Raw genomic sequence first — 23,112 nt, 5'->3', positions numbered from 1 at the left:
ATGTGGTGCTTATCGCAAATAGAGGCGTTTTTTTGCGCCTCGTCTCTCACCCTCGCGCCTCCTCCTGCGCGACTCTCTGCTGGGGAGGAGTTCATTCGCCTAAAAACCAGGCAAGCTGATGAATATTGCCCACAAAGGATAGCGTGATGAAACTTGCCGCCTTCGCTCTGACGCTGATACCCGGTATCGCGATCGCCTCATCATGGACCTCACCCGGTTTTCCGACGTTCTCGACGCAGGAAACCGGACGCTTTACCAGCCATGCTGCATTAACAAAAGGTACACGCGCGTTAACGCTCCATATTGACCAGCAGTGCTGGCAGCCCTCCGGCGCTATAAAACTCAACCAAATGTTGTCGTTAAAACCCTGCGAAGGCGCGCCGCCGCAATGGCGTCTGTTTAAAGATGGCGACTATACGATAACGGTAGATACCCGATCCGGTACGCCGACCCTGTTGTTATCGATAAAAACTGAACCTGAGCGCACCGCGCAGCTCGCCTACCAGTGTCCCGTCTGGGATGGTTCGCCGCTCACGCTGGATGTTCGCCAAACCTTTCCGGAAGGGACGGTAGTGCGCGATTATTACAGTGGTCAAACCGATACCGTCCAAAACGGGCAAATCACGCTGCAACCTGCCGACAGCCACGGGCTTTTATTGCTGGAACGCGCGGAAACCCATGCATCAGCGCCTTTTAACTGGCGCAACGCCACCGTTTATTTTGTGCTTACGGATCGCTTTCGCAATGGCGATGCAACCAACGACCACAGCTATGGTCGCCATAAGGATGGTATGCAAGAGATTGGCACTTTCCACGGCGGCGATTTGCGCGGGTTGACGAGTCAACTGGACTATCTACAGCAATTAGGCGTGAACGCCTTGTGGATAAGCGCGCCGTTTGAACAGATCCACGGCTGGGTCGGCGGCGGAACAAAAGGCGATTTTCCTCATTACGCCTATCACGGCTATTACACTCAGGACTGGACGACGCTGGATGCCAATATGGGCAGCGAAGCCGATCTCCGCGCGCTGGTCGACGGCGCGCACCAGCGCGGCATCCGTATTTTATTTGACGTAGTAATGAATCATGCCGGTTACGCCACGCTGGCGGATATGCAGGAGTATCAGTTCGGCGCGCTCTATTTATCCGGCGCGGAACGGCAAAAAATTCTCGGCGATCGCTGGACAAACTGGCGACCCGCCGTCGGACAAAGCTGGCACAGCTTTAACGACTACATCAACTTCAGCGACAGCGCCGCCTGGGAAAAATGGTGGGGGAAAAAGTGGATTCGTACCGATATTGGCGACTACGACAGTCCGGGATTTGACGATTTAACCCTGTCGCTGGCCTTCCTGCCGGATATAAAAACGGAATCTACCACGCCTTCCGGCCTACCCGCGTTCTATGCCAACAAACCCGATACTAAAGCAAAGTTCATTGAGGGCTATACGCCACGGGATTATCTGACTCACTGGTTAAGCCAGTGGGTGCATGATTACGGCATTGACGGGTTCCGGGTCGATACTGCCAAAAACGTTGAGCTTCCTGCCTGGCAACAGCTAAAAACCCAGGCCAGCGCGGCGTTACGTGAATGGAAGCAGGCCAATCCGGACAAAGCGCTGGATAATAGCCCGTTCTGGATGACTGGCGAAGCGTGGGGCCACGGCGTCATGAAAAGTGATTATTATCGCTATGGTTTCGACGCGATGATCAATTTTGATTATCAGGAGCAAGCGGCGAAAGCGGTCGATTGCCTGGCGGAAATGGGGCCAGTCTGGCAGCAGATGGCGGATAAAATGCAGGATTTCAACGTATTAAGTTACCTCTCCTCGCATGATACGCGCCTTTTCCGTGAGGGCGGTGATAAGGCGGCGGAACTGCTGCTGCTTTCGCCAGGCGCGGTGCAGATCTTTTACGGCGATGAATCCGCTCGTCCCTTCGGCCCCACCGGCTCCGACCCGCTGCAAGGCACCCGTTCAGATATGAACTGGCAGGACGTGAGCGGAAAGTCAGCCGCAGCCGTCGCGCACTGGCAGCGTATTAGCCAGTTCCGCGCCAGACATCCCGCCATCGGCGCAGGCCAACAAACCACGCTGACGCTAAAACACGGGTACGGTTTTGTACGCCAGTACGGCGACGATACGGTGATGGTCGTCTGGGCGGGCCGCCGCTAATCGTGGCGCTACCGGTCTCCTCGCGTACCGGTAGCCCCTTCAAAATAAAAAACTAACCTGATAAAAATTTGTAGCATAAAACATCAACACTACCGCCTGACCCCCATTTGCGCCCCGCCATTTGTAGCGTTATGGTTATCCACTTTGACAGACAGTTCGATAGATCACCCGTTATGACATTTTCACTTTTCGGCGATAAATTTACCCGCCATTCAGGCATTACCCGCCTGATGGAGGATCTCAACGACGGCTTACGCACGCCAGGCGCCATCATGCTTGGCGGCGGTAACCCGGCACACATCCCTGCAATGCAGGATTATTTCCAGACGCTACTGACAGAGATGGTAGAAAGCGGCAAAGCCGCTGATGCGCTTTGTAATTATGACGGTCCCCAGGGAAAAACGGCGCTACTGAATGTACTGGCCGTACTGCTACGTGAAACGCTGGGATGGGATATCGAACCACAGAATATTGCGCTAACAAATGGCAGTCAGAGCGCGTTTTTCTACTTATTTAATCTCTTCGCCGGACGTCGCGCCGACGGCAGTACGAAAAAGGTACTATTCCCGCTTGCGCCGGAATACATCGGCTATGCGGATTCCGGTCTGGAAGACGACCTCTTCGTTTCGGCGCGCCCGAATATTGAGCTGCTGCCGGAAGGCCAGTTTAAGTATCACGTCGATTTTGAGCATCTGCACATCGGCGAAGAAACGGGGATGATTTGCGTCTCGCGCCCGACCAACCCAACCGGTAACGTTATCACCGACGAAGAGCTGATGAAGCTGGACAGACTGGCGAATCAGCACAACATCCCACTGGTGATTGATAACGCTTACGGTGTACCGTTTCCGGGCATTATCTTTAGCGAGGCGCGCCCGCTGTGGAACCCCAATATTATCCTGTGTATGAGCCTCTCGAAGCTGGGGCTGCCCGGTTCCCGCTGCGGGATTATCATCGCCAATGATAAGACGATTACCGCCATTGCCAACATGAACGGCATCATCAGCCTTGCGCCCGGCGGCATGGGTCCGGCGATGATGTGCGAAATGATTAAGCGTAACGATCTGCTGCGGCTGTCGGAAACGGTTATCAAACCTTTCTACTATCAGCGCGTTCAACAGACGATCGCGATCATTCGTCGCTATTTATCCGAAGAACGCTGCCTGATTCATAAACCAGAAGGCGCAATATTTTTGTGGCTGTGGTTTAAAGATCTGCCGATTACCACCGAGCTACTCTATCAACGCTTGAAAGCGCGCGGCGTGCTGATGGTGCCGGGCCACTATTTCTTTCCCGGACTGGATAAACCCTGGCCGCATACACACCAGTGTATGCGGATGAACTACGTGCCTGAACCGGATAAAATCGAGGCGGGCGTAAAAATTCTGGCAGAAGAGATAGAACGCGCCTGGCGTGAAGGCTGACGGTTATTCCGGCCATCATGCAGGCCGGAACGACATTCAGAAAGGTTGAGAATAGAGGCGCTGGCGCTGCACGTGTGCTGCGTCAACGCACTGTAACGCACTGGTCGGGCAGGTTTCCACGCACGCCGGCCCCGCTTCACGATGCCAGCAAAGATCGCATTTAATCGCCTGCGCGCCTGACGCGGACGCCACCACGGTCATCGCACCAAATGGGCAAGCCAGCATACAGCTTTTACAACCAATGCAGCGCGATGGCGTCACGAAGATATGCCCCCGATCACGGCGAATCGCCTGTACCGGGCAGACATTCGCGCACGGCGCGTCCTCACACTGATGGCAGACCGTGGCCGTGGTGAAGCTATCCTCTTTTATCACCCGGATACGCGGCACAAAGTCCGCCGTCGTCACCGCCGCGCTATTCTGCTGTTGCTGGTGCGACACCACGCAGGCGACCTCGCAGGTACGACACCCGATACACGCCGACGCATCCGCCATAATAAACCGGTTCATTGTTCTCCCCCTGCGTTAAAACGCCAGAATGCCAGAGAGCCATTCCCCGCCGCTTTGATCCCACTACGCAAACGGACAAATTTTGTCAGATGCCTGATAAAACCTGGCGAGCTGTCTTATTCGCGAACGGTAAATCCCAGCTCATTAGAGATAGCCTGTGCGGTTTCACGAATTTGCACCAGCTCATCGTACATTGCGGGTAAACCGGTAATGGTGTTGCGAGTCAGCGACTGGAGAAGTTAATGGTCTCGCCGGTCGCGATATGTAGCGCTTCAAGGTGCGACGAACGGCGAGTACGAGTATCAGACCGGCGAGGTGATTATTCAAACCTTTGAAGAGCGCGGTCTGGATCCGGCGCAAATCCCGGCGGTATTGGTTCATTCACACGGCCCGTTTGCCTGGGGTAAAAACGCCGCCGATGCCGTCCACAACGCCGTGGTGCTTGAGGAGTGCGCCTATATGGGGCTGTTCTCGCGTCAGCTGGCCCCGCAGTTGCCGGATATGCAACCGGAATTGCTCGATAAACACTATCTGCGTAAACACGGCGCGAATGCCTATTACGGGCAGTAATGCCGGCAGCCACAGCCTGTGTCGGATGGCGGCTGCGCCTTATCCGACCTACAAGATTTTCAATATCAATACGTTGTGATGAACTCTTGTAGGCCCGATAAGCAAAGCGCCATCGGGCATTCAGTTTGCAACCGCTTTGTCAGAGGGCCAAAGATTATACTCAAGAATTAACGTGTTCCTTACTGTAGCGCCGCTTCCAGGCGGTAGGCGTCAGGCCGGTGTGCTTGCGGAAGATCTGGCGAAAGTAACCAACGTCATTAAAACCGCACCGTTCCGCCACCTCTTTTAACGAACGCGCGTCGCTAATCAGCAACTTTTCCGCCTCGCGCACCCGCTGGCGGTGGATGGCTTCCGTTAGCGTAAGGTGAAATACCCGCCGATAAACACGTCCCAGATAATCCACATTGCAATGCAGTTCTTTCGCCAGAACCGCGCTGGAAAGCGGCAGGTGATAGTGCGTTCGAATCAGCTGCTGCGCTTTCCAGGCCAGCGACACGCCAGCGGCCTCGGCGTTTTCATTCTGCCGGGCGTCAACGGTGAGCTGCTGCAAAATCAGCAGCACGATGAACTCCAGCGCCGGACTGCGCTGGTGCTTTTCCTGCTCGTTCATAAACTGGCGAAAAAGCGCAATCAGCGCCTGCGGATCGGCAACCTGGGTATGCTGCGGCACGGAAAGATGCGTCAGCCAGCGCGGGTCGCTGTCCGGCGCTTTGACCTCAAAATGGAGCCAGTAAAATTTAAGATCGGCGGGAAACTCCTCAACGCCAATATGGCGGCGATGCGGCCAAAGCAACAGGCTTTCCCCGGCTTCGACACAGAAAACACATTCTTCTTCCTGAATTTTCAGGCAGCCTTTTTCCACAAATATAATTTCCCACGATTGCAGACGCCTGGCAGGATGACGCCCAATGCCGCGAGAAATAAATAATCCGCCGTTTTGGACTTTAATCGGTAATGTCATGGATAGTTCGAGCATTAATATGTCATTTCCCGCTCATTCAGCACCGTATTTCATATTAGCTTTTGATTATTAATCAAAAATAGTCCTTTCACTCGATCCATCTCACATTTTTAAATACGGGTCGGAATCGTCATCTTTTTTTACTCTTTTATCGCCTTGTCGCTCACCGCTATCCGGGCAAAATGAATCAAGTCATAACGCGAAAATAAAAATTACTGCCATAAAATACCCCGTCAGCGAGGAATATCTATGACCTCTACAGCCTTAAGGAGCACGAAATGAACGTACTGGAAGTCGATCTGCATAAACTGACGGTCAGCGATCCGTTCCTCGGACAGTATCAACAACTGGTTCGCGATGTGGTTATTCCTTACCAGTGGGATGCGTTAAACGATCGTATTCCAGAGGCTGAACCCAGCCATGCCATTGAAAATTTCCGCATTGCCGCAGGCCAGCAGACGGGCGACTTTTACGGCATGGTCTTTCAGGACAGCGACGTGGCGAAATGGCTGGAAGCGGTTGCCTGGTCACTGTGCCAGAAGCCCGATCCCGCACTTGAGAAAACCGCCGATGAGGTGATTGAACTGGTGGCTGCCGCGCAGTGTGACGATGGCTATCTCAATACGTACTTTACGGCAAAAGCCCCGCAAGAACGCTGGAGCAACCTGGCGGAGTGCCACGAGCTTTATTGCGCCGGGCATCTGATTGAAGCGGGCGTCGCCTTCTTTCAGGCCACCGGCAAGCGTCGGCTGCTGGACGTCGTTTGTCGCCTGGCCGATCATATCGACAGCACTTTCGGCCCTGGCGAAAATCAGCTGCACGGCTATCCGGGCCACCCGGAAATTGAGCTGGCGCTGATGCGTCTGTATGAGGTAACAGAGCAGCCGCGCTATATGACGCTGGCAAGCTACTTTATCGGGCAGCGCGGCACCCAACCGCACTTCTACGACGAAGAGTACGAAAAACGCGGCCAAACCTCTTACTGGCATACCTACGGCCCGGCGTGGATGGTCAAAGACAAAGCCTACAGCCAGGCGCATCTGCCAATTTCGCAGCAGCAGACGGCCATTGGCCACGCGGTACGTTTTGTCTATCTGATGACTGGCGTGGCGCATCTCGCTCGCCTGAGCAACGATGAAGGCAAACGCCAGGACTGCCTGCGTCTGTGGAAAAATATGGCGCAGCGTCAGCTGTATATCACCGGAGGCATCGGTTCACAGAGCAGCGGCGAAGCCTTTAGCAGCGATTACGATTTACCGAATGATTCGGTCTATGCGGAAAGCTGCGCTTCAATCGGCCTGATGATGTTCGCCCGCCGGATGCTGGAAATGGAAGCCGATAGCCAGTACGCCGACGTGATGGAGCGCGCGCTGTACAACACCGTCCTCGGTGGTATGGCGCTGGATGGCAAGCATTTCTTCTACGTCAACCCGCTGGAAGTGCATCCAAAATCGTTAAAATTCAACCATATTTACGATCACGTTAAGCCCATCCGCCAGCGCTGGTTTGGCTGCGCCTGCTGCCCGCCGAATATCGCCCGCGTGCTCACCTCCCTTGGTCACTACATCTACACGCCGCGTGCGGATGCGCTGTACATCAATATGTACGTGGGTAACAGCATGGAAATACCGGTTGAAAATGGCGCGCTCAAACTGCGAATCAGCGGGAACTACCCGTGGCATGAGCAGGTGAAGATCGCCATCGACTCTGTGCAGCCGGTACGTCACACGCTGGCGCTACGTCTGCCGGACTGGTGCCCTGAGGCAAAAGTGACGCTCAACGGGCTGGAAGTGGAGCAGGATATTCGCAAAGGTTATCTGCATATCCGTCGAACCTGGCAGGAGGGCGATACGATAACCCTGACGCTGCCGATGCCGGTTCGCCGCGTGTATGGCAATCCGCTGGCGCGTCACGTCGCCGGTAAGGTTGCCATTCAGCGCGGGCCGCTGGTCTATTGCCTTGAGCAGGCCGATAACGGCGAAGAACTGCATAATCTGTGGCTACCGAAAGAGAGTGAGTTCCGGGTCTTTGAGGGCAAAGGGCTTTTTGCGCATAAGATGCTGATTCAGGCCGAAGGCGAGAAGCAAAGCGCCGCGGATGCGCAGCATCAGGCGTTGTGGCATTACGACAACGCGCCATCATCGCGCCAGCCGCAGACGCTAACGTTCATTCCGTGGTTTAGCTGGGCCAACCGTGGCGAGGGCGAAATGCGGATTTGGGTTAACGAGCGGTAACACTGTGCCGGATGGCGGCTGCGCCTTATCCGGCCTACAAGATTTGCAATATCAGTATATTGCGATAAATTCTTGTAGGCCCGATAAGCGAAGCGCCATCAGACATGACCACCAGGCTAATATCAACGCTGTAGGCCCGATAAGCGCAGCGCCATCGGGCATTACCACCAGGATAATATCAACACCGTAGGCCCGATAAGCGCAGCGCCATCGGGCATTACCACCAGACTGATATCAATGCGGTAGGCCCGATAAGCGCAGCGCCATCGGGCATTACCACCAGGCTGATATCAATGCGGTAGGCCCGATAAGCGCAGCGCCATCGGGCATTACCTCTTGCGTCAGAACAGCCCCAGCGGCTTATCGGAATAGCTCACCAGCAGGCACTTGGTTTGCTGGTAGTGTTCCAGCATCATCTTATGCGTTTCGCGCCCGATGCCCGACTGCTTATAGCCGCCGAACGCCGCATGTGCCGGATAGGCGTGATAGCAGTTGGTCCATACGCGCCCGGCCTGAATGCCGCGCCCCATCTTATAAGCCAGATTGCCGTTGCGGCTCCAGACGCCTGCGCCGAGGCCATACTGCGTATCGTTAGCGATTTCCAGCGCCTCCTCCATGGTTTTAAAGGTGGTTACCGCCAGCACCGGGCCAAAGATCTCCTCCTGAAAGACGCGCATATTGTTCTTACCAAACAGGATAGTGGGCTCAAGGTAATAGCCCTCTTTAAGTTCGCCATCCAGCTCCTTGCGTCGCCCACCGGTCAGAATATCGGCCCCCTCTTTTTTACCGATATCGATATAATTGAGGATAGTCTCAAGCTGGCCGTGGGAGACCTGCGCCCCCATCTGTGTACCGCTATCTAGCGGGTTCCCGCTGCGAATGCTCTCTACCCGGCGAATAGCGCGCTCCATAAAGCGCTCATAGATGGACTCCTGGACCAGCGCACGGCTTGGACAGGTACACACCTCGCCCTGGTTAAAGGCAAACAGGGCAAATCCCTCCAGCGCTTTATCAAAGAACGCATCTTCCTCATCCATCACGTCAGCAAAGAAGATATTTGGCGATTTACCGCCTAACTCCAGCGTCACCGGAATAATATTCTGCGTGGCGTACTGCATGATCTGTTGACCCACTTCCGTCGAACCGGTAAACGCCACCTTCGCGATACGTTTCGAGGTCGCCAGATATTCGCCGATCTCGCCGCCCGCGCCGTTCACGACGTTGACGACGCCCGGCGGTAACAGATCGCCAATGACTTCCATTAACAGCAGAACGGAAAGCGGCGTCAGGCGTGCCGGTTTAAGCACCACGCAGTTACCCGCCGCCAGCGCTGGCGCCATTTTCCAGCTTGCCATCAACAACGGAAAGTTCCACGGGATTATCTGCCCCACGACACCAAGCGGTTCGTGAAAATGGTAGGCCACGGTTTCGCTATCAACTTCGCTAATCCCGCCCTCCTGCGCACGTATACAGGAGGCGAAATAGCGGAAATGATCGATCGCCAGCGGTACGTCGGCAGCGCTGGTTTCACGAATCGGTTTACCGTTATCCCAGGTTTCCGCTGTCGCCAACAGTTCGAGGTTTTGTTCCATCCGATCGGCGATCTTAAACAAGATAGCGGCACGGTCTTGTACTGACGTATGCGCCCACTTATCTTTCGCCTTATGCGCGGCGTCGAGCGCTAAATCGATATCTTTTTTACCGGAGGAAGCGACTTCACATAGCGGCTGGCCGGTCACTGGCGTCAGGTTTTGATAATATTCGCCGTCGGCGGGCGCAACCCAGTCACCACCAATAAAATTGTCATAGCGGGCTTTTAACTTCAGTGGGTACCCGTATTCACCTGGCTGAATACGTGTTGAAGGGGGATTGTTCGTCATGACCAACTCCTTATTGTAAAGGTACTCCACAAGGGTAGACGGTGCTGGTGAATTTTTCGCCAATGATTTCCCGCTTTACGACAGCAATCACGAATTACTTTCCTTTACGTTTCTCCGTCTGGTTTTAGCCATACTAAACAGGTGCCTGTTTAACGTACGGAGAACACTATGCAGCAATATATCGGTATTGATGTGGGAGGAACTCACGTCAAATATGGCGTGATTAACAGTGACGGCGAAGAATTAACCCATCATCAATTCGATACGCCAGAGGACGCCTCCACGTTTACCCGCAAATGGCAGGATGTGGTGGCGCGTTGCCAACAGGACTATGACATTGCGGCAATCGGGGTTAGTTTCCCCGGCCATATTAATCCCCATAACGGTCATGCGGCAAAAGCGGGCGCGCTGGCTTACCTGGATGACGTCAACCTGATGGAGTTGTTCAGCGGGCTGACCGATCTGCCGCTGGTCGTGGAGAACGACGCGAACTGCGCGGCGCTGGGCGAAATGTGGCGAGGCGCCGGGCAGCATTATGACAATCTGGTCTGTATCACCATTGGAACCGGCATTGGCGGCGGTATTATCGTCGGACGAGAACTGTATCGCGGCGCGCATTTCCACGCCGGTGAATTCGGCGTCATGCCGGTCGGGAACAATGGCGAAAGTATGCATAAAATCGCATCAACCAGCGGATTAATGGCGTCGTGCCGCCAGGCGCTGGCGCTGCCTGCCGAAGAGATGCCGCCTGCGGATGTGATCTTCGAACGAATGGCGACCGATGTTCATCTGCGTGAGGCGGTCAATGACTGGGCGCGTTATCTTTCACGCGGCGTTTACAGCGTGATCTCTATGTTTGATCCGGGCGTGGTGCTGATCGGCGGAGGAATAAGCGAACAGGAAAAGCTCTACCCGCTCCTGACGCGGCATCTTGAAACGTTTGAAATGTGGGAGGCGCTCCAGGTGCCGATTCAGCCCTGCCAACTGGGAAATCAGGCGGGCAGGCTGGGCGCCGTCTGGCTGGCGCAGCAAAAGCTCGCCCGAAGCTAACGTGTTACGCCCTATCCGGCCTGCATCGTCTACGCAGGCTCGGTAAGCGTCCGCGCCACCGGGCAAAGGCGTTACATCAAATTTCCACAATCTCATCGTGAGTCGCCTGACTAAGGCGCAAAGAATATGGGTGAAATTATCCTGATAATAGGTTCGCGCTGGCTATCTTAAGAAGCCAGAAAAATAAAAAGCACATCTGGTTCATTTCCTGATGTGCTTTTTATAAAGCAACGCAATAATTGTATTGCTTCATTTGTTATTTAATTTAACCATTTCATTCTTTTTGCGGAAATAATAACGCATCACGTAATAAATGATCATTCCCACGACGTCGTGTAAATCCAATCCGGTCAAAATATTCAAGGATCTGAATAGCCAGTTTCCGCCCTACATTCAACCTGTCGCGAAAATCCGCCGCACAGGTTGATCCTCTCTCTTGATCCAGCTCGCGGATCATGTTGGCGAAAGCGACAATCCGATCGTTACGATAGTACCGATCTTTTACGATCGCGGTAATGATGCCTTGCTGTGCCGCCTGTCGCAGCACCAGCCGCATCAATTGTTCTTCCGTTCCGGTCTCTTTCGCCAGATCGCGTACCCACCAGGGCTCATCGCCAAATAGCGGTTCGACTTTTTGCCAGACGGCCTGCTGCTCATCGCTAAATCCTGCTTTATGATCCGGCAGATGCAACCAACCGTGATGGCTATGAATCAGGCCGTCGTCGCGCATCCGCTCGATCAGCATCAGGACCAGCGCTTCATCCTCCATTGGCAGGGCCATGCGGCGTAAACGCTCGCGTCCCGGTCCCGGTTCATCGCGGTGCTGTTCGTGGTAGGTCGCCAGCGTATCAAGAATCTTACGCTGCCAGCGGGCGGCGACGGGCGCGCTTAACAGATTGTCTCCAGCCTGGATAAAACCATGTTGCTCAATAAGCTGACGCATACCGAGAGGATTAAGCTGACGCGCCCAACCGAAATCCGGCAGGTTGACGGCGCCGCGTTCCAGATGAATGGCCAACGCCGCGCTATCGTCCTGCGCGTCGGCAAGCGTTGAAAGCCAGTGCAAATAATCTGGTTTACGTTTACCGCGACGCGGCGCCTTAAGCGTCACCACGCGTGCGCCGGCAAGGGTGGCGCGTGCGGAAATATCACGCAGCACCAGTCTGTCATTATCGGCCAGCCACAACGGCGTATCAAAGATCAGCTCGGCCAGCCCGCCTTCCAGCAAAGAGACGCGACCAGTCACATGGCTGGCGGCATGGTGAATATGTAGCGGTTGCCATTGGGAAAGCGGCGCATGAAGCGTCAGAGAAACGATCACCCGGGAAAAAGCCTCCCCCACCGGCGCATCGGAAAGCAGCCAGTCGCCGCGGTTAAGCTGCTCCTTCTCCGCATCGCCCGCAATATTGAGCGCAATACGTTGCCCGGCATACGCATGGTCAGTGGGCTGATTTTGCGCGTGTAGACTTCGTACGCGCATCGGCGTATTAACGCCGGTCAACCATAGCGTATCGCCCACGTTTACCTCTCCGCTCAGCGCCGTTCCGGTCACCACCAGTCCCGCCCCTTTCACCGTAAACGCACGGTCGATAGCCAGGCGGAAGCGATGCTGCGCGGCGTGCAAACGTGCAGGAAGCTGCTGTAAATGAGCGCGAAGTTCTGCAATACCGCGTCCTTCATTGGCGGCGGTGACAAATAAAACGGTATCGGCGAAGCCATAGTTGTCGAGCGCCGCCAGTACCTCTTCACGTACTTCACCGATACGCGCCTCGTCCACGCGATCGGCTTTGGTCAGCGCGACGGTGAGCTGGAGATTGCCCGTCAGTTGCAGGATCTGTAAATGCTCGCGCGTTTGCGCCATGACGCCGTCATCACAGGCGACCACCAGCAAAGCGTGATCGATACCGCCTACGCCCGCCAGCATGTTAGAGAGGAATTTTTCATGTCCAGGCACATCGATAAAGCCCAGCACACGACCATCCGGCTGCGGCCAATAGGCGTAGCCCAGATCGATAGTCATCCCGCGTTTTTTCTCTTCCGGCAGGCGATCGGCATTGACTCCGGTAATCGCCTGGAGCAACGTCGTTTTACCGTGGTCTACGTGTCCGGCAGTTGCAATAATCATTTCAGCATCATCTCCATAAACCGGCTTTCGTCTTCAAGACAGCGCATATCCAGCCATAAACGGCCATCATAAATTCGGCCAATGACCGGTACAGGCAGCGTGCGCCAGCGGGCCGCCAGCGCCTCCAGCCGACTACCGCGCCCGTCGTGCGGGGTAAAGGTCATGGCGGCGCTGGGAAGGCGGTCTACTGGTAATGAACCGCTGCCGATTTGCGACAGGCAGGGTTTAACCTCCAGCGCAAATTCATCGCCGTAACGTGCCGCCAGCCGCGCCTGTAATCGCTGCGCTTGTTCGCGAATCGACGCTTCACTGCGGGTTAACAGACGCAGGGTGGGTAATTTCTCCGCCAACGCTTCCGGGTGCAGATACAGACGTAACGTTGCCTCCAGCGCCGCCAGCGTCATTTTATCCGCGCGCAGAGCGCGTTTCAGCGGATGGCTTTGCAGTTGGGCAATCATCGCTTTTTTGCCGACGATAATCCCGGCCTGCGGCCCGCCCAGCAACTTATCGCCGGAGAAGCTTACCAGGCTGACGCCTGCGGCAATAAGCTGCTGCGGCATCGGCTCTTTGGGTAAGCCATATTGACTTAAATCCACCAGCGAACCGCTGCCCAGATCCGCCACCACCGGAATATCCAGCTCTCGCCCGATTTCCGCCAGTTCCGCTTCCTCTACCGTTTTGGTAAAGCCCTCTATGCTGTAATTACTGGTATGCACCTTCATCAATAGCCCGGTATTTTCATTTACCGCCTGACGGTAATCTTTCGCGTGCGTCCGGTTGGTGGTGCCTACTTCATGCAGCGTACAGCCCGCCTGGCGCATAACATCCGGAATACGAAACGCGCCGCCGATTTCGACCAGCTCGCCACGCGAAACCACCACCTCTTTGCCGCTGGCTGTCGCCGCCAGCATCAGTAATACCGCCGCCGCATTGTTATTGACGATACAGGCGTCCTCCGCCCCGGTGATACGGCATAACAGCGTCGCCAGCGCCCGGTCGCGATGCCCCCGCCCGGCGCCATCTAAATCGTATTCCAGCGTCACCGGCGCGCGCATCGCCTGCGTTACCGCCTCAATCGCTTCTTGCGCCTGCAATGCGCGGCCAAGATTGGTGTGCAACACCGTCCCCGTCAGGTTAATCACCGGGCGCAGCGCGCTTTGCGCCGCATTTTCCAGCCGGAGTTTCGCCTCTTGCGCCCAGTCTGCGTACCAGTCGGGAAGTGTTTGCGTATTCCGGATGACGTCGCGCGCGTCGTCAAGCATCCGCCTAAGCAGATCAACCACCTGGGTATGGCCATACCGATCGCGCAGAGAAAGAAAAGCGCTATCGTGCAATAAGCGATCGATAGCAGGAAGCTGGCTGTAGAGTGTACGCGTTTCGCTTGTCATGAAAATGCCTGGCTGTTGGTGGCCCTCTCCTGGCGGGAGAGGGATATCGACATAAGGGGGATTGTAACGTGAGTTTGCTCAGGCGGACATAATGCGCGTCAAGCCTTTGGCGCTTCGGTGCGGGCAAAGCTTTCGCGTTGAAAAAGCGTTTCGACCAGTTTGACCAGGTGGGGGCGGCTAACACACCAGCCGGGCGCGACCCGGCGGAAGTTGAGATAGCCTACCGCACAGGCAATCGCGATAGTCGCCAGATTGACCGTATCCGTTTTTAGCGTCCCGTCGCTCAGATAACTTTCGAGCATATCTAGGCTGCGGTTGATTTTTTCCCGCTGGCGCAGCAGTTCCGTTTCCGATTGTTGCGCCGCCGGGCGCGCCTGTTCGCGTACAGACACCAACGCTGCATCCATAATGCCGTCAGCCAACGCTTCAAGCTGGCGAACTTTAAGCGCTGCCATCGGGTCACGCGGGAGCATCGCTGGCGCGATATCCAGCAGTTCAATATATTCCGCGATGATCGGCGAATCGAACCAGTACTCCCCTTTCTCCGTCACCAGCGCTGGCACCTTACCCAGAGGGTTGTATTGCGCCACGCCGTTATCCGCCTCGTAAGGTAGTTCATTAATAAATTCGAAGGTAATACCCTTTTCGAGCAGCAGAACAGAGATTTTGCGCACAAAAGGGCTGGTGTAGCTACCGATGAGTTTCATGCCGTGTCCTTTTTGCCAACCAGTAAAAATCATAGTATGGCTCAAATAAGACGAAAAGAGACACAAAAGGAGGTTGCTGAATGACATAACGTGAGAGGGCTCGCGACAAAATGTTTGCCGGATCGTATTGGCGTTACCCGGGCTTAAAATTTCTTGTGAAGAGGATCACAAAAATTCAACAAAGCACCAAAATAAAAATGTGAAATATCTCACATAAAATGGTCTTTTAAGGGCTAAAAATTAGATTCGTTGTTTTTTTACACAGCCACTTTGTGATCAATATCACATCAATTACCTCTCTACCCCCTATATTTATGTGACACAAATCACATAAATTATCCCTGTCTGGACAGTTGAACGATTCAGTGCCAGATTGCGCAGTATCTACACTACAGGGTCCGGCTACCTCTGCCGCTACATTAACAAACCTCGGGCTTTCAGCCTGCGCGACAGCAACATAAGAAGGGGTGTTTTTATGTCATCCGATATTAAGATCAAAGTGCAAAGCTTTGGTCGATTCCTCAGCAATATGGTGATGCCTAATATCGGCGCGTTTATCGCGTGGGGTATTATCACCGCATTATTTATTCCAACAGGGTGGTTGCCTAACGAAACGCTGGCGAAACTGGTTGGTCCGATGATCACCTACCTGCTGCCGCTGCTCATCGGTTATACCGGCGGTCGTCTGGTTGGCGGCGAACGCGGCGGCGTGGTGGGCGCTATCACAACCATGGGCGTTATTGTCGGCGCGGATATGCCGATGTTCCTCGGCTCGATGATCGCCGGTCCATTAGGCGGCTACTGCATTAAGAAATTCGACAGTTGGGTAGACGGTAAGATCAAATCCGGTTTTGAGATGCTGGTGAACAACTTCTCCGCTGGCATCATCGGTATGATCCTCGCCATCCTGGCGTTCCTCGGTATTGGTCCGGCGGTTGAAGTCCTGTCCAAAATTCTGGCGGCGGGCGTTAACTTCATGGTGGCGCACGATATGCTGCCGCTGGCGTCCATTTTTGTTGAACCGGCGAAAATCCTGTTCCTCAATAACGCGATTAACCACGGCATCTTCTCACCGCTGGGTATCCAACAGTCCCATGAGATGGGTAAATCCATCTTCTTCCTGATTGAAGCTAACCCGGGTCCGGGGATGGGCGTTCTGCTGGCGTACATGTTCTTCGGTCGCGGCAGCGCTAAACAGTCTGCGGGCGGCGCGGCAATTATCCACTTCCTGGGCGGTATCCATGAGATCTACTTCCCGTACGTGCTGATGAACCCACGTCTGATCCTGGCCGTTATCCTTGGCGGTATGACTGGCGTATTCACCCTGACCATCCTGAACGGCGGTCTGGTTTCTCCGGCTTCTCCTGGCTCCATTCTGGCCGTACTGGCGATGACGCCAAAAGGCGCTTACTTTGCTAACATCGCTACCATCGTGGCGGCAATGGCGGTCTCCTTCGTGGTTTCTGCAATTCTGCTGAAAACCAGCAAAGTGAAAGAAGAAGATGACATTGAAGCGGCCACCCGTCGTATGCATGACATGAAAGCGGAATCTAAAGGCGCCTCTCCGCTGGCGGCTGGCGACGTGACCAACGACCTCAGCCATGTGCGTAAAATCATCGTGGCTTGCGATGCCGGTATGGGTTCCAGCGCGATGGGCGCAGGGGTACTGCGTAAGAAAGTACAGGATGCGGGTCTGTCTCAGATTTCCGTCACCAACAGCGCCATTAACAATCTGCCGCCGGATGTGGATCTGGTCATTACTCACCGCGACCTTACCGAGCGCGCGATGCGTCAGGTACCGCAGGCGCAGCATATTTCGCTGACCAACTTCCTGGATAGCGGCCTGTACACCAGCCTGACCGAACGTCTGGTTGCCGCACAGCGCCACAATACTAATGAAGAGAAAGTCCGCGATCATCTGAAAGATAGCTTTGAAGAGGGCGATAACAACCTGTTCAAGCTGGGCGCGGAGAATATCTTCCTGGGCCGTAAAGCCGCTAACAAAGAAGAGGCGATTCGCTTTGCCGGTGAACAACTGGTGAAAGGCGGCTATGTTGAGCCGGAATACGTCGAAGCGATGCTGGACCGCGAAAAGCTGACGCCGACTTACCTCGGTGAATCCATCGCAGTTCCGCACGGCACGGTGGAAGCGAAAGATCGCGTGCTGAAAACCGGCGTGGTGTTCTGCCAGTATCCGGAAGGCGTACGCTTCGGTGAAGAAGAAGACGATATTGCCCGTCTGGTCATTGGTATCGCCGCACGTAACAATGAGCACATTCAAGTGATTACCAGCCTGACCAACGCGCTGGATGATGAATCCGTGATCGAACGTCTGGCGCACACCACCAGCGTGGATGAAGTGCTGGAACTGCTGGCAGGTAAAAAAGCTTAACAGTTAAGTATCCCCAAAATAGTTCGAGCTGCAGGAAGGCGGCAACGCAGTGAATCCCCAGGAGCGTACATAAGTACGTGACTGGGGTGAGCGAGGAGAGCCAACGCATCTGCAGTTCGAAATATGAAGGCGATATCCTCTCCCTTGTGGAGAGGGTTAGGTTGAGGGGTAATCTATGCAGTCCCTCACCCCAGCCCTCTCGGGTAAAAACATTAATGAAGGTTAATACTATGAAAGCATTACATTTTGGCGCAGGTAATATCGGTCGTGGCTTTATCGGCAAATTGCTGGCTGACGCGGGGATACAACTGACGTTTGCGGATGTAAATCAGGTGGTGCTTGACGCCCTGAATGCCCGTCATAGCTATCAGGTTCATGTTGTGGGTGAAAATGAGCAGGTGGATACCGTTTCCGGCGTCAACGCTGTCAGCAGCATCGGCGATGATGTTGTCGACCTGATTGCCCACGTTGATTTAATCACTACTGCCGTGGGTCCGGTTGTGCTTGAGCGTATCGCTCCGGCCATCGCTAAAGGGCTGGTAAAACGTAAGGCGCAGGGCGTGGATGCCCCGCTGAATATCATCGCCTGTGAAAATATGGTGCGCGGCACCACGCAGCTGAAAGGCCACGTAATGAACGCGCTGGCGGATGGCGATAAAGCCTGGGTTGAACAGCACGTTGGCTTTGTCGATTCCGCCGTTGACCGTATTGTGCCGCCATCTGCTTCTGCGACCAACGATCCGCTGGAAGTGACGGTAGAAACCTTCAGCGAGTGGATCGTCGATAAAACCCAGTTTAAAGGCGCGTTGCCAAACATTCCGGGGATGGAGTTAACGGATAACCTGATGGCATTTGTCGAACGTAAACTCTTCACGCTGAACACAGGTCATGCTATAACCGCGTACCTCGGCAAATTAGCCGGTCATCAGACCATTCGCGACGCTATTCTCGATGAGAGTATTCGCGCGGTGGTGAAAGGCGCGATGGAAGAAAGCGGCGCGGTGCTGATCAAACGCTACGGTTTTGATGCCGACAAACATGCGGCATACATTCAGAAAATCCTCGGTCGTTTTGAAAACCCGTATCTGAAAGATGATGTCGAACGCGTAGGCCGTCAGCCGTTACGCAAACTCAGCGCGGGCGACCGTCTGATCAAACCGCTGCTTGGCACCCTGGAGTATGGTCTGCCGCATGTGAATCTGGTGAAAGGGATCGCGGCGGCGATGCATTTCCGTAGCGATGAAGATCCGCAGGCGCAAGAGTTGGCGGCGCTGATTACCGAAAAAGGCCCGCAGGCCGCGCTGGCGCAAATTTCCGGGCTGGATGCCAATAGCGATGTGGTGGCGGAGGCGGTTAACGCATATAACGCGACCAAATGACGCAGAACCCGGCGCAGGTTAGCCTGCGCCCAAATAACAGATTGTCAGATATGCAGGCAATAATGGAACAAACCCAGGCCTTTGAAAATCGTGTGCTTGAGCGTCTGAATGCTGGCAAAACCGTACGGAGCTTCCTGATTACCGCCGTCGAGTTACTGACCGAGGCGGTGAATATTCTGGTGCTCCAGGTGTTTCGCAAAGACGACTATGCCGTGAAATACGCTGTGGAACCGTTGCTGGACGGCGACGGGCCGCTGGGCGATCTTTCGGTACGTCTGAAACTTATCTATGGCCTGGGCGTACTCAGCCGCACCGAATATGAAGATGCGGAGCTGTTAATGGCGCTGCGCGAAGAGCTGAATCACGACGGCAATGAGTACGCCTTTACCGACGATGAAATCCTCGGGCCGTTTGGCGAACTGCACTGCGTCATGGCGCTGCCGCCGCCGCCGCATTTTGATACGTCCGACGCGGCGCTATACGCCATGCAAATTCAGCGCTACCAACAGGCGGTGCGTTCGACGATGGTCCTCTCTCTGACCGAGCTGATTTCTAAAATCAGCTTAAAAAAGGCCTTTCAAAAGTAAATCCCGCCGTTAACCTCTTTCTTCTTCTTTTGGTCGGTACAGCCGCCGGTAATATTCCAGACGCTGCAAATAAATGGGCGCGCTCTCCGACGGCACTTCGGAAGGAACATAATCACGCGGCGGCGTTTTATTCAAGTATTCACGGAACGCCTGGCTGGACGCCATAAAATCGACGGCTTTATCAATAAGAAGTGGTACGTTCTCACCTATTTTTGCCATGATAGATCCTCCATGTGTGACCCGCGTCTGACTCCCGCGGTCGCTTATTTGAGTTTAGGATCAATTTAGCGTTGTCATTGAGGAAAATGTGCTTAATCGCTTTTCTTGCCGGCAAAAAGGCGCTTCATCTTTTCTCTCGAAAAAAATATTTTATTATCAATGAGATAAATAAATAATTAGCGATGTAATACTTGCCGTAATTGATTATCTTTACGTCATGAGTTGTGAAGAATCACTCACTGCGCGCATACTATAGGATATCTATCCCATTTCTATCAGAAGCTATCCCATGAAAGAAGTCGAAAAAAACGAAATTAAACGCCTGAGCGATCGTCTTGACGCTATTCGCCACCAGCAGGCAGGTCTCTCTCTGGTTGAATCCGCCGATAAATACGCGGAGCTGGAAAAAGAAAAAGAGACGCTGGAAGCAGAAATTATCCGTCTGCGCGAAGTACACAGCCAGAAACTGAGTAAAGAAGCGCAGAAGCTGATGAACCTGCCGTTTCGCCGCGCGATCACTAAAAAAGAGCAGGCCGACATGGGCAAGTTGAAGAAAAGCGTGCGTGGCCTGATTGTTGTCCACCCGATGACGGCGCTGGGCCGGGAAATGGGGCTCAAAGAGATGACAGGTTTCGCGAAGAGCGAGTTCTAAACCTTCCGCATCCCAGGCTCTCAAGACACCCGTTGTACGGAGGGTGTCTTGAATGCATCGGGCTATATTCCGAATTTTTCATAGAAGTATTTACATAGTTTATATACAGGTTCATTTTTAACGGCAATCCCTGCTTTTTCAGGATAAAAAATTCCACTATCGTGCCTGTTTGAATTTATACAATGAATTTTTTCATCCTCTTTTCTCATAACCCGCAGAATATAATTGACCCGCGAAATTAAATAACATTATCATCCATGAAAAAAAATGCTCATACATAAATATTATAATTATATTTTTATAAAGCATTGTTATGAGTAATTGATAAACAACGTCGGGTATTTGCACACTCCTATAGAAGCAATGAATGTTTTCATTATAACCATACGTTAATGGCTATTGGCAATGCTCGCAAAATGATGAGTTGGCTGTATAAATAATAGGTTAACTATTTATATTATATAAATTATTAACAAGGATATTTTATATGTACAAAAATGGAAAATTTATCCCCCTGCTTGCTTTGGGATTCACATTTTTTTTGTCTGGTTGTGATTACTTCGCAGATAAGCACCTTGTTGAAGAACTGAAAAAACAAAAAAAAGAACAAGAAGCAAAGATAAACCTGTTAGAAAAACAACAAAAAGAACAAGAAGTAAAGATAAATTTGCTAGAAAAACAACAAACTACGGTTATCAGCACGACTCAAAAGATTGCCGAAGTCGTTGGCCGCGTTGAACGCAAACAACGGCTATTCGACTATACAGAACTGGACCCATCACAAACGCACTATTTTATTATTAACAACGGCAATATCGGATTAGCCGGGCGTATTCTATCTATTGAGCCAATAGATAATGGAAGTGTTATTCATCTTGATTTAGTTAACTTACTCAGCATTCCCGTATCAAACCTTGCGTTTAATATGACATGGGGTACGAAAAAACCCTCCGAGGCAAAAGATCTGCCTCGCTGGCGACAACTCCTGCTCAACACGAAAATGGACTCGACAATCGAACTCTTACCGGGAGCATGGACAAACGTCACGCTAACATTAAAAGGCGTAGCGCCCAATAATCTTAAGTATCTAAAAATAGGTATTGACATGGAGAATGTCATATTCGACAGCATACAACCTATTAATGATACGAAAAAGAAGCCAAAAAAATAATAGCCATTGATACAACTATTTTAGAAAAGGAAAGCACTTATTCATGAACAGAATATTTAAAGTCCTCTGGAATGCCGCTACGGGAACATTTATTGTCACCAGCGAGACGGCAAAAAGCCGCGGAAAAAAAAGCGGCCGCAGAAAGCTGGCGGTTTCCGCACTCGTCGGTCTTAGCAGTATTATGGTCTCTGCAGATGCGCTGGCCAATGCAGGGAACGATACCGGCAGCGGTGTTACGGTATCAGGCACAACGGGAAGCGGGTGGATTGCAATTGGTACTGATGCCACAGCCAATACTTACACCAACGTTGATGGCGCAAGCGCCGCAATGGGTTATCATGCCTCCGCAATGGGGAAATGGAGTACCGCCATTGGTTCATACAGCCAGTCCACCGGCGACTCTTCGCTAGCGCTTGGCGTAAAATCGACTTCAGCCGGTGACCGGGCCATTGCGATGGGGGCCTCATCCTCAGCCAGTGGAAGTTATTCAATGGCAATGGGCGTGTATGCCAATTCGAGCGGCGCAAAATCGGTTGCATTAGGTTATAAATCTGTCGCAAGCGGAGCAACTTCTGCTGCATTAGGTTATCAAGCCACTGCGAGCGGCGACGACAGCGCTGCTTTTGGTAATGGCGCAAAAGCGGTAGGCACCAACTCAGTTGCCCTTGGCTCGGGCTCTATCGCCCAGGAAGACAATTCCGTCGCCGTGGGTAACAGCACCACTCAGCGGCAGATCACCTACGTTGCTAAAGGCGACATCAATTCCACCAGTACCGATGCCGTTACAGGTGCGCAAATTTATTCTTTAAGTCAATCCGTCGCCGATCGACTCGGCGGAGGGGCTTCCGTTAATTCTGATGGTACAGTGAATGCGCCCCTCTACGAGGTAGGCACAGGCATCTACAATAACGTAGGCAGTGCATTAAGCGCACTTAACACTTCTATCACTAATACAGAGGCCTCTGTCGCAGGATTAGCCGAAGACGCGCTGTTGTGGGATGACAGCACCAGCGCCTTTAGCGCTAGCCACACGGGAAACGTCAGCAAAATCACCAATCTGGCGGCAGGCGCCCTGGCTGCGGACAGCACCGACGCCGTTAACGGCTCTCAGTTGTTTGATACGAACGAGAAAGTGGATCAGAACACTGCTGATATCGCCACCAATACCGGCAGCATTAACCAGAACACCGCTGATATTACCGCTAATACCGACAGCATTAACCAGAACACAACCGATATCGCCGCCAATACGACCAGCATCAATCAGAACACCACTGATATCGCCGCCAACACCACCAATATCAACAGCCTGAGCGACTCCGTCACCACGCTCACCGACGATGCCCTGCTTTGGGATGCAGCCTCTGGCGCATTCAGCGCTAAGCACAACGGAAGCGACAGTAAAATCACCAATCTGGCGGCGGGTACCCTGGCTGCGGACAGCACCGACGCCGTTAACGGCTCTCAGTTGTTTGCCACCAACGAAAATGTGTCGCAGAACACCACTGACATCGCTGCCAACACCACCAGCATCAATCAGAACACCACTGATATCGCCACCAACACCACCAATATCAACAGTCTGAGCGACTCCGTCACCACGCTCACCGATGATGCCCTGCTTTGGGATGCAGCCTCTGGCGCATTCAGCGCTAAGCACAACGGAAGCGACAGTAAAATCACCAATCT

The 23,112-nt window shown here is 53.4% G+C and carries 16 protein-coding genes and 3 pseudogenes; 11 read left to right on the top strand and 8 right to left on the bottom strand.

Translation table 11 applies throughout. The features are described 5' to 3' along the window. Positions 1-146: 146 nt before the first annotated feature. Both NA197_RS11325 and avtA read left to right on the top strand, forming a co-directional pair. Entirely contained in the window at positions 147-2,174 is a 2,028-nt protein-coding gene (locus NA197_RS11325) for an alpha-amylase (protein WP_064043487.1), read from the top strand. Between the two features lie 173 nt (positions 2,175-2,347). Continuing rightward, a complete protein-coding gene (avtA, locus tag NA197_RS11320; RefSeq protein WP_064043488.1) occupies positions 2,348-3,598 on the top strand; it encodes a valine--pyruvate transaminase in 1,251 nt (416 codons plus the stop codon). Between the two features lie 36 nt (positions 3,599-3,634). On the opposite strand, the gene NA197_RS11315 is transcribed toward avtA, so the two are convergent. Together NA197_RS11315 and NA197_RS11310 are read right to left on the bottom strand one after the other, a co-directional pair. Next, the gene (locus NA197_RS11315; RefSeq protein ID WP_023193687.1) at positions 3,635-4,108 is read right to left on the bottom strand and encodes a 4Fe-4S dicluster domain-containing protein; all 474 of its coding nucleotides are present in this window, start codon (positions 4,106-4,108) and stop codon (positions 3,635-3,637) included. A gap of 134 nt (positions 4,109-4,242) precedes the next feature. After that, positions 4,243-4,344: pseudogene (locus tag NA197_RS11310) on the bottom strand (IclR family transcriptional regulator); the annotation flags it as partial. 49 nt (positions 4,345-4,393) lie between these two features. Between NA197_RS11310 and NA197_RS11305 the strand changes: the two are divergent. Further along, a pseudogene (locus NA197_RS11305) lies at positions 4,394-4,678 on the top strand (class II aldolase/adducin family protein); the annotation flags it as partial. A gap of 160 nt (positions 4,679-4,838) precedes the next feature. On the opposite strand, the gene NA197_RS11300 reads toward NA197_RS11305, so the two are convergent. Then, complete coding sequence (locus NA197_RS11300; protein WP_023193470.1) at positions 4,839-5,654, bottom strand: AraC family transcriptional regulator; 816 nt, start codon at positions 5,652-5,654, stop codon at positions 4,839-4,841. Between the two features lie 263 nt (positions 5,655-5,917). On the opposite strand from NA197_RS11300, the gene NA197_RS11295 reads away from it, so the two are divergent. Beyond that, on the top strand, positions 5,918-7,873 hold the full coding sequence (locus NA197_RS11295) for a glycoside hydrolase family 127 protein (RefSeq protein ID WP_064043489.1): 1,956 nt from the start codon (positions 5,918-5,920) through the stop codon (positions 7,871-7,873). A 341-nt stretch (positions 7,874-8,214) separates the two neighbouring features. On the opposite strand, the gene aldB is transcribed toward NA197_RS11295, so the two are convergent. Next, the gene (gene aldB, locus NA197_RS11290; RefSeq protein WP_000183988.1) at positions 8,215-9,753 is read right to left on the bottom strand and encodes an aldehyde dehydrogenase AldB; all 1,539 of its coding nucleotides are present in this window, start codon (positions 9,751-9,753) and stop codon (positions 8,215-8,217) included. A 168-nt stretch (positions 9,754-9,921) separates the two neighbouring features. On the opposite strand from aldB, the gene NA197_RS11285 reads away from it, so the two are divergent. After that, complete coding sequence (locus NA197_RS11285) at positions 9,922-10,803, top strand: ROK family protein (protein ID WP_001188269.1); 882 nt, start codon at positions 9,922-9,924, stop codon at positions 10,801-10,803. Between the two features lie 274 nt (positions 10,804-11,077). Here the strand turns inward: NA197_RS11285 and selB are convergent, their stop codons facing one another. From selB to NA197_RS11270, 3 genes are all read right to left on the bottom strand, one after another. Continuing rightward, positions 11,078-12,928, bottom strand: coding sequence for a selenocysteine-specific translation elongation factor (selB, locus tag NA197_RS11280; protein ID WP_000582390.1), 1,851 nt, complete (start codon positions 12,926-12,928; stop codon positions 11,078-11,080). After that, positions 12,925-14,316: an L-seryl-tRNA(Sec) selenium transferase gene (gene selA / locus NA197_RS11275; RefSeq protein ID WP_000200188.1), complete on the bottom strand. Its 1,392-nt coding sequence runs from the start codon at positions 14,314-14,316 to the stop codon at positions 12,925-12,927. Before selA ends, selB begins: the two co-directional genes overlap by 4 nt. A gap of 98 nt (positions 14,317-14,414) precedes the next feature. After that, positions 14,415-15,023: a glutathione S-transferase gene (locus NA197_RS11270; RefSeq protein WP_000766681.1), complete on the bottom strand. Its 609-nt coding sequence runs from the start codon at positions 15,021-15,023 to the stop codon at positions 14,415-14,417. A gap of 475 nt (positions 15,024-15,498) precedes the next feature. Between NA197_RS11270 and mtlA the strand changes: the two genes are divergently transcribed. From mtlA to mtlR, 3 genes are all read left to right on the top strand, one after another. Beyond that, complete coding sequence (gene mtlA, locus NA197_RS11265) at positions 15,499-17,415, top strand: PTS mannitol transporter subunit IICBA (RefSeq protein ID WP_438796689.1); 1,917 nt, start codon at positions 15,499-15,501, stop codon at positions 17,413-17,415. Positions 17,416-17,645: 230 nt separating this feature from the next. Further along, positions 17,646-18,794, top strand: coding sequence for a mannitol-1-phosphate 5-dehydrogenase (gene mtlD, locus NA197_RS11260; protein ID WP_000645391.1), 1,149 nt, complete (start codon positions 17,646-17,648; stop codon positions 18,792-18,794). Further along, positions 18,791-19,381, top strand: coding sequence for a mannitol operon repressor MtlR (gene mtlR / locus NA197_RS11255; RefSeq protein WP_000193201.1), 591 nt, complete (start codon positions 18,791-18,793; stop codon positions 19,379-19,381). The genes mtlD and mtlR overlap by 4 nt, the downstream gene beginning before the upstream one ends. Before the next feature lie 9 nt (positions 19,382-19,390). Here the strand turns inward: mtlR and NA197_RS11250 are convergent, their stop codons facing one another. Then, complete coding sequence (locus NA197_RS11250) at positions 19,391-19,600, bottom strand: hypothetical protein (RefSeq protein WP_001062558.1); 210 nt, start codon at positions 19,598-19,600, stop codon at positions 19,391-19,393. Positions 19,601-19,889: 289 nt separating this feature from the next. On the opposite strand from NA197_RS11250, the gene NA197_RS11245 reads away from it, so the two are divergent. The 3 genes and pseudogenes from NA197_RS11245 to sadA form a co-directional block, all read left to right on the top strand. After that, entirely contained in the window at positions 19,890-20,252 is a 363-nt protein-coding gene (locus NA197_RS11245) for a YibL family ribosome-associated protein (RefSeq protein ID WP_000665687.1), read from the top strand. Positions 20,253-20,739: 487 nt separating this feature from the next. Further along, positions 20,740-21,423, top strand: a complete 684-nt coding sequence (locus tag NA197_RS11240) for a DUF3251 domain-containing protein (protein WP_023234006.1) — start codon at positions 20,740-20,742, stop codon at positions 21,421-21,423. Positions 21,424-21,466: 43 nt separating this feature from the next. Then, positions 21,467-23,112: pseudogene (sadA, locus tag NA197_RS11235) on the top strand (trimeric autotransporter adhesin SadA); the annotation flags it as partial.

Origin of the sequence: Salmonella sp. NW884 (genome assembly GCF_051700745.1) — a bacterium.
Taxonomy (GTDB): domain Bacteria; phylum Pseudomonadota; class Gammaproteobacteria; order Enterobacterales; family Enterobacteriaceae; genus Salmonella; species Salmonella enterica.
The sequence above is the reverse complement of the archived record's forward strand: the minus strand, read 5'-3'. Positions and strand labels throughout refer to the sequence as shown.

Coding starts and splice junctions, on each gene's coding strand:
- aldB (WP_000183988.1), bottom strand. CDS start 9,753: ATGACGAACAATCCCCCTTCAACACGTATTCAGCCAGGTGAATACGGG.
- NA197_RS11245 (WP_000665687.1), top strand. CDS start 19,890: ATGAAAGAAGTCGAAAAAAACGAAATTAAACGCCTGAGCGATCGTCTT.
- NA197_RS11250 (WP_001062558.1), bottom strand. CDS start 19,600: ATGGCAAAAATAGGTGAGAACGTACCACTTCTTATTGATAAAGCCGTC.
- NA197_RS11270 (WP_000766681.1), bottom strand. CDS start 15,023: ATGAAACTCATCGGTAGCTACACCAGCCCTTTTGTGCGCAAAATCTCT.
- selA (WP_000200188.1), bottom strand. CDS start 14,316: ATGACAAGCGAAACGCGTACACTCTACAGCCAGCTTCCTGCTATCGAT.
- mtlA (WP_438796689.1), top strand. CDS start 15,499: ATGTCATCCGATATTAAGATCAAAGTGCAAAGCTTTGGTCGATTCCTC.
- mtlD (WP_000645391.1), top strand. CDS start 17,646: ATGAAAGCATTACATTTTGGCGCAGGTAATATCGGTCGTGGCTTTATC.
- mtlR (WP_000193201.1), top strand. CDS start 18,791: ATGACGCAGAACCCGGCGCAGGTTAGCCTGCGCCCAAATAACAGATTG.
- NA197_RS11295 (WP_064043489.1), top strand. CDS start 5,918: ATGAACGTACTGGAAGTCGATCTGCATAAACTGACGGTCAGCGATCCG.
- NA197_RS11285 (WP_001188269.1), top strand. CDS start 9,922: ATGCAGCAATATATCGGTATTGATGTGGGAGGAACTCACGTCAAATAT.
- NA197_RS11300 (WP_023193470.1), bottom strand. CDS start 5,654: ATGCTCGAACTATCCATGACATTACCGATTAAAGTCCAAAACGGCGGA.
- selB (WP_000582390.1), bottom strand. CDS start 12,928: ATGATTATTGCAACTGCCGGACACGTAGACCACGGTAAAACGACGTTG.
- NA197_RS11315 (WP_023193687.1), bottom strand. CDS start 4,108: ATGAACCGGTTTATTATGGCGGATGCGTCGGCGTGTATCGGGTGTCGT.
- avtA (WP_064043488.1), top strand. CDS start 2,348: ATGACATTTTCACTTTTCGGCGATAAATTTACCCGCCATTCAGGCATT.
- NA197_RS11240 (WP_023234006.1), top strand. CDS start 20,740: ATGTACAAAAATGGAAAATTTATCCCCCTGCTTGCTTTGGGATTCACA.
- NA197_RS11325 (WP_064043487.1), top strand. CDS start 147: ATGAAACTTGCCGCCTTCGCTCTGACGCTGATACCCGGTATCGCGATC.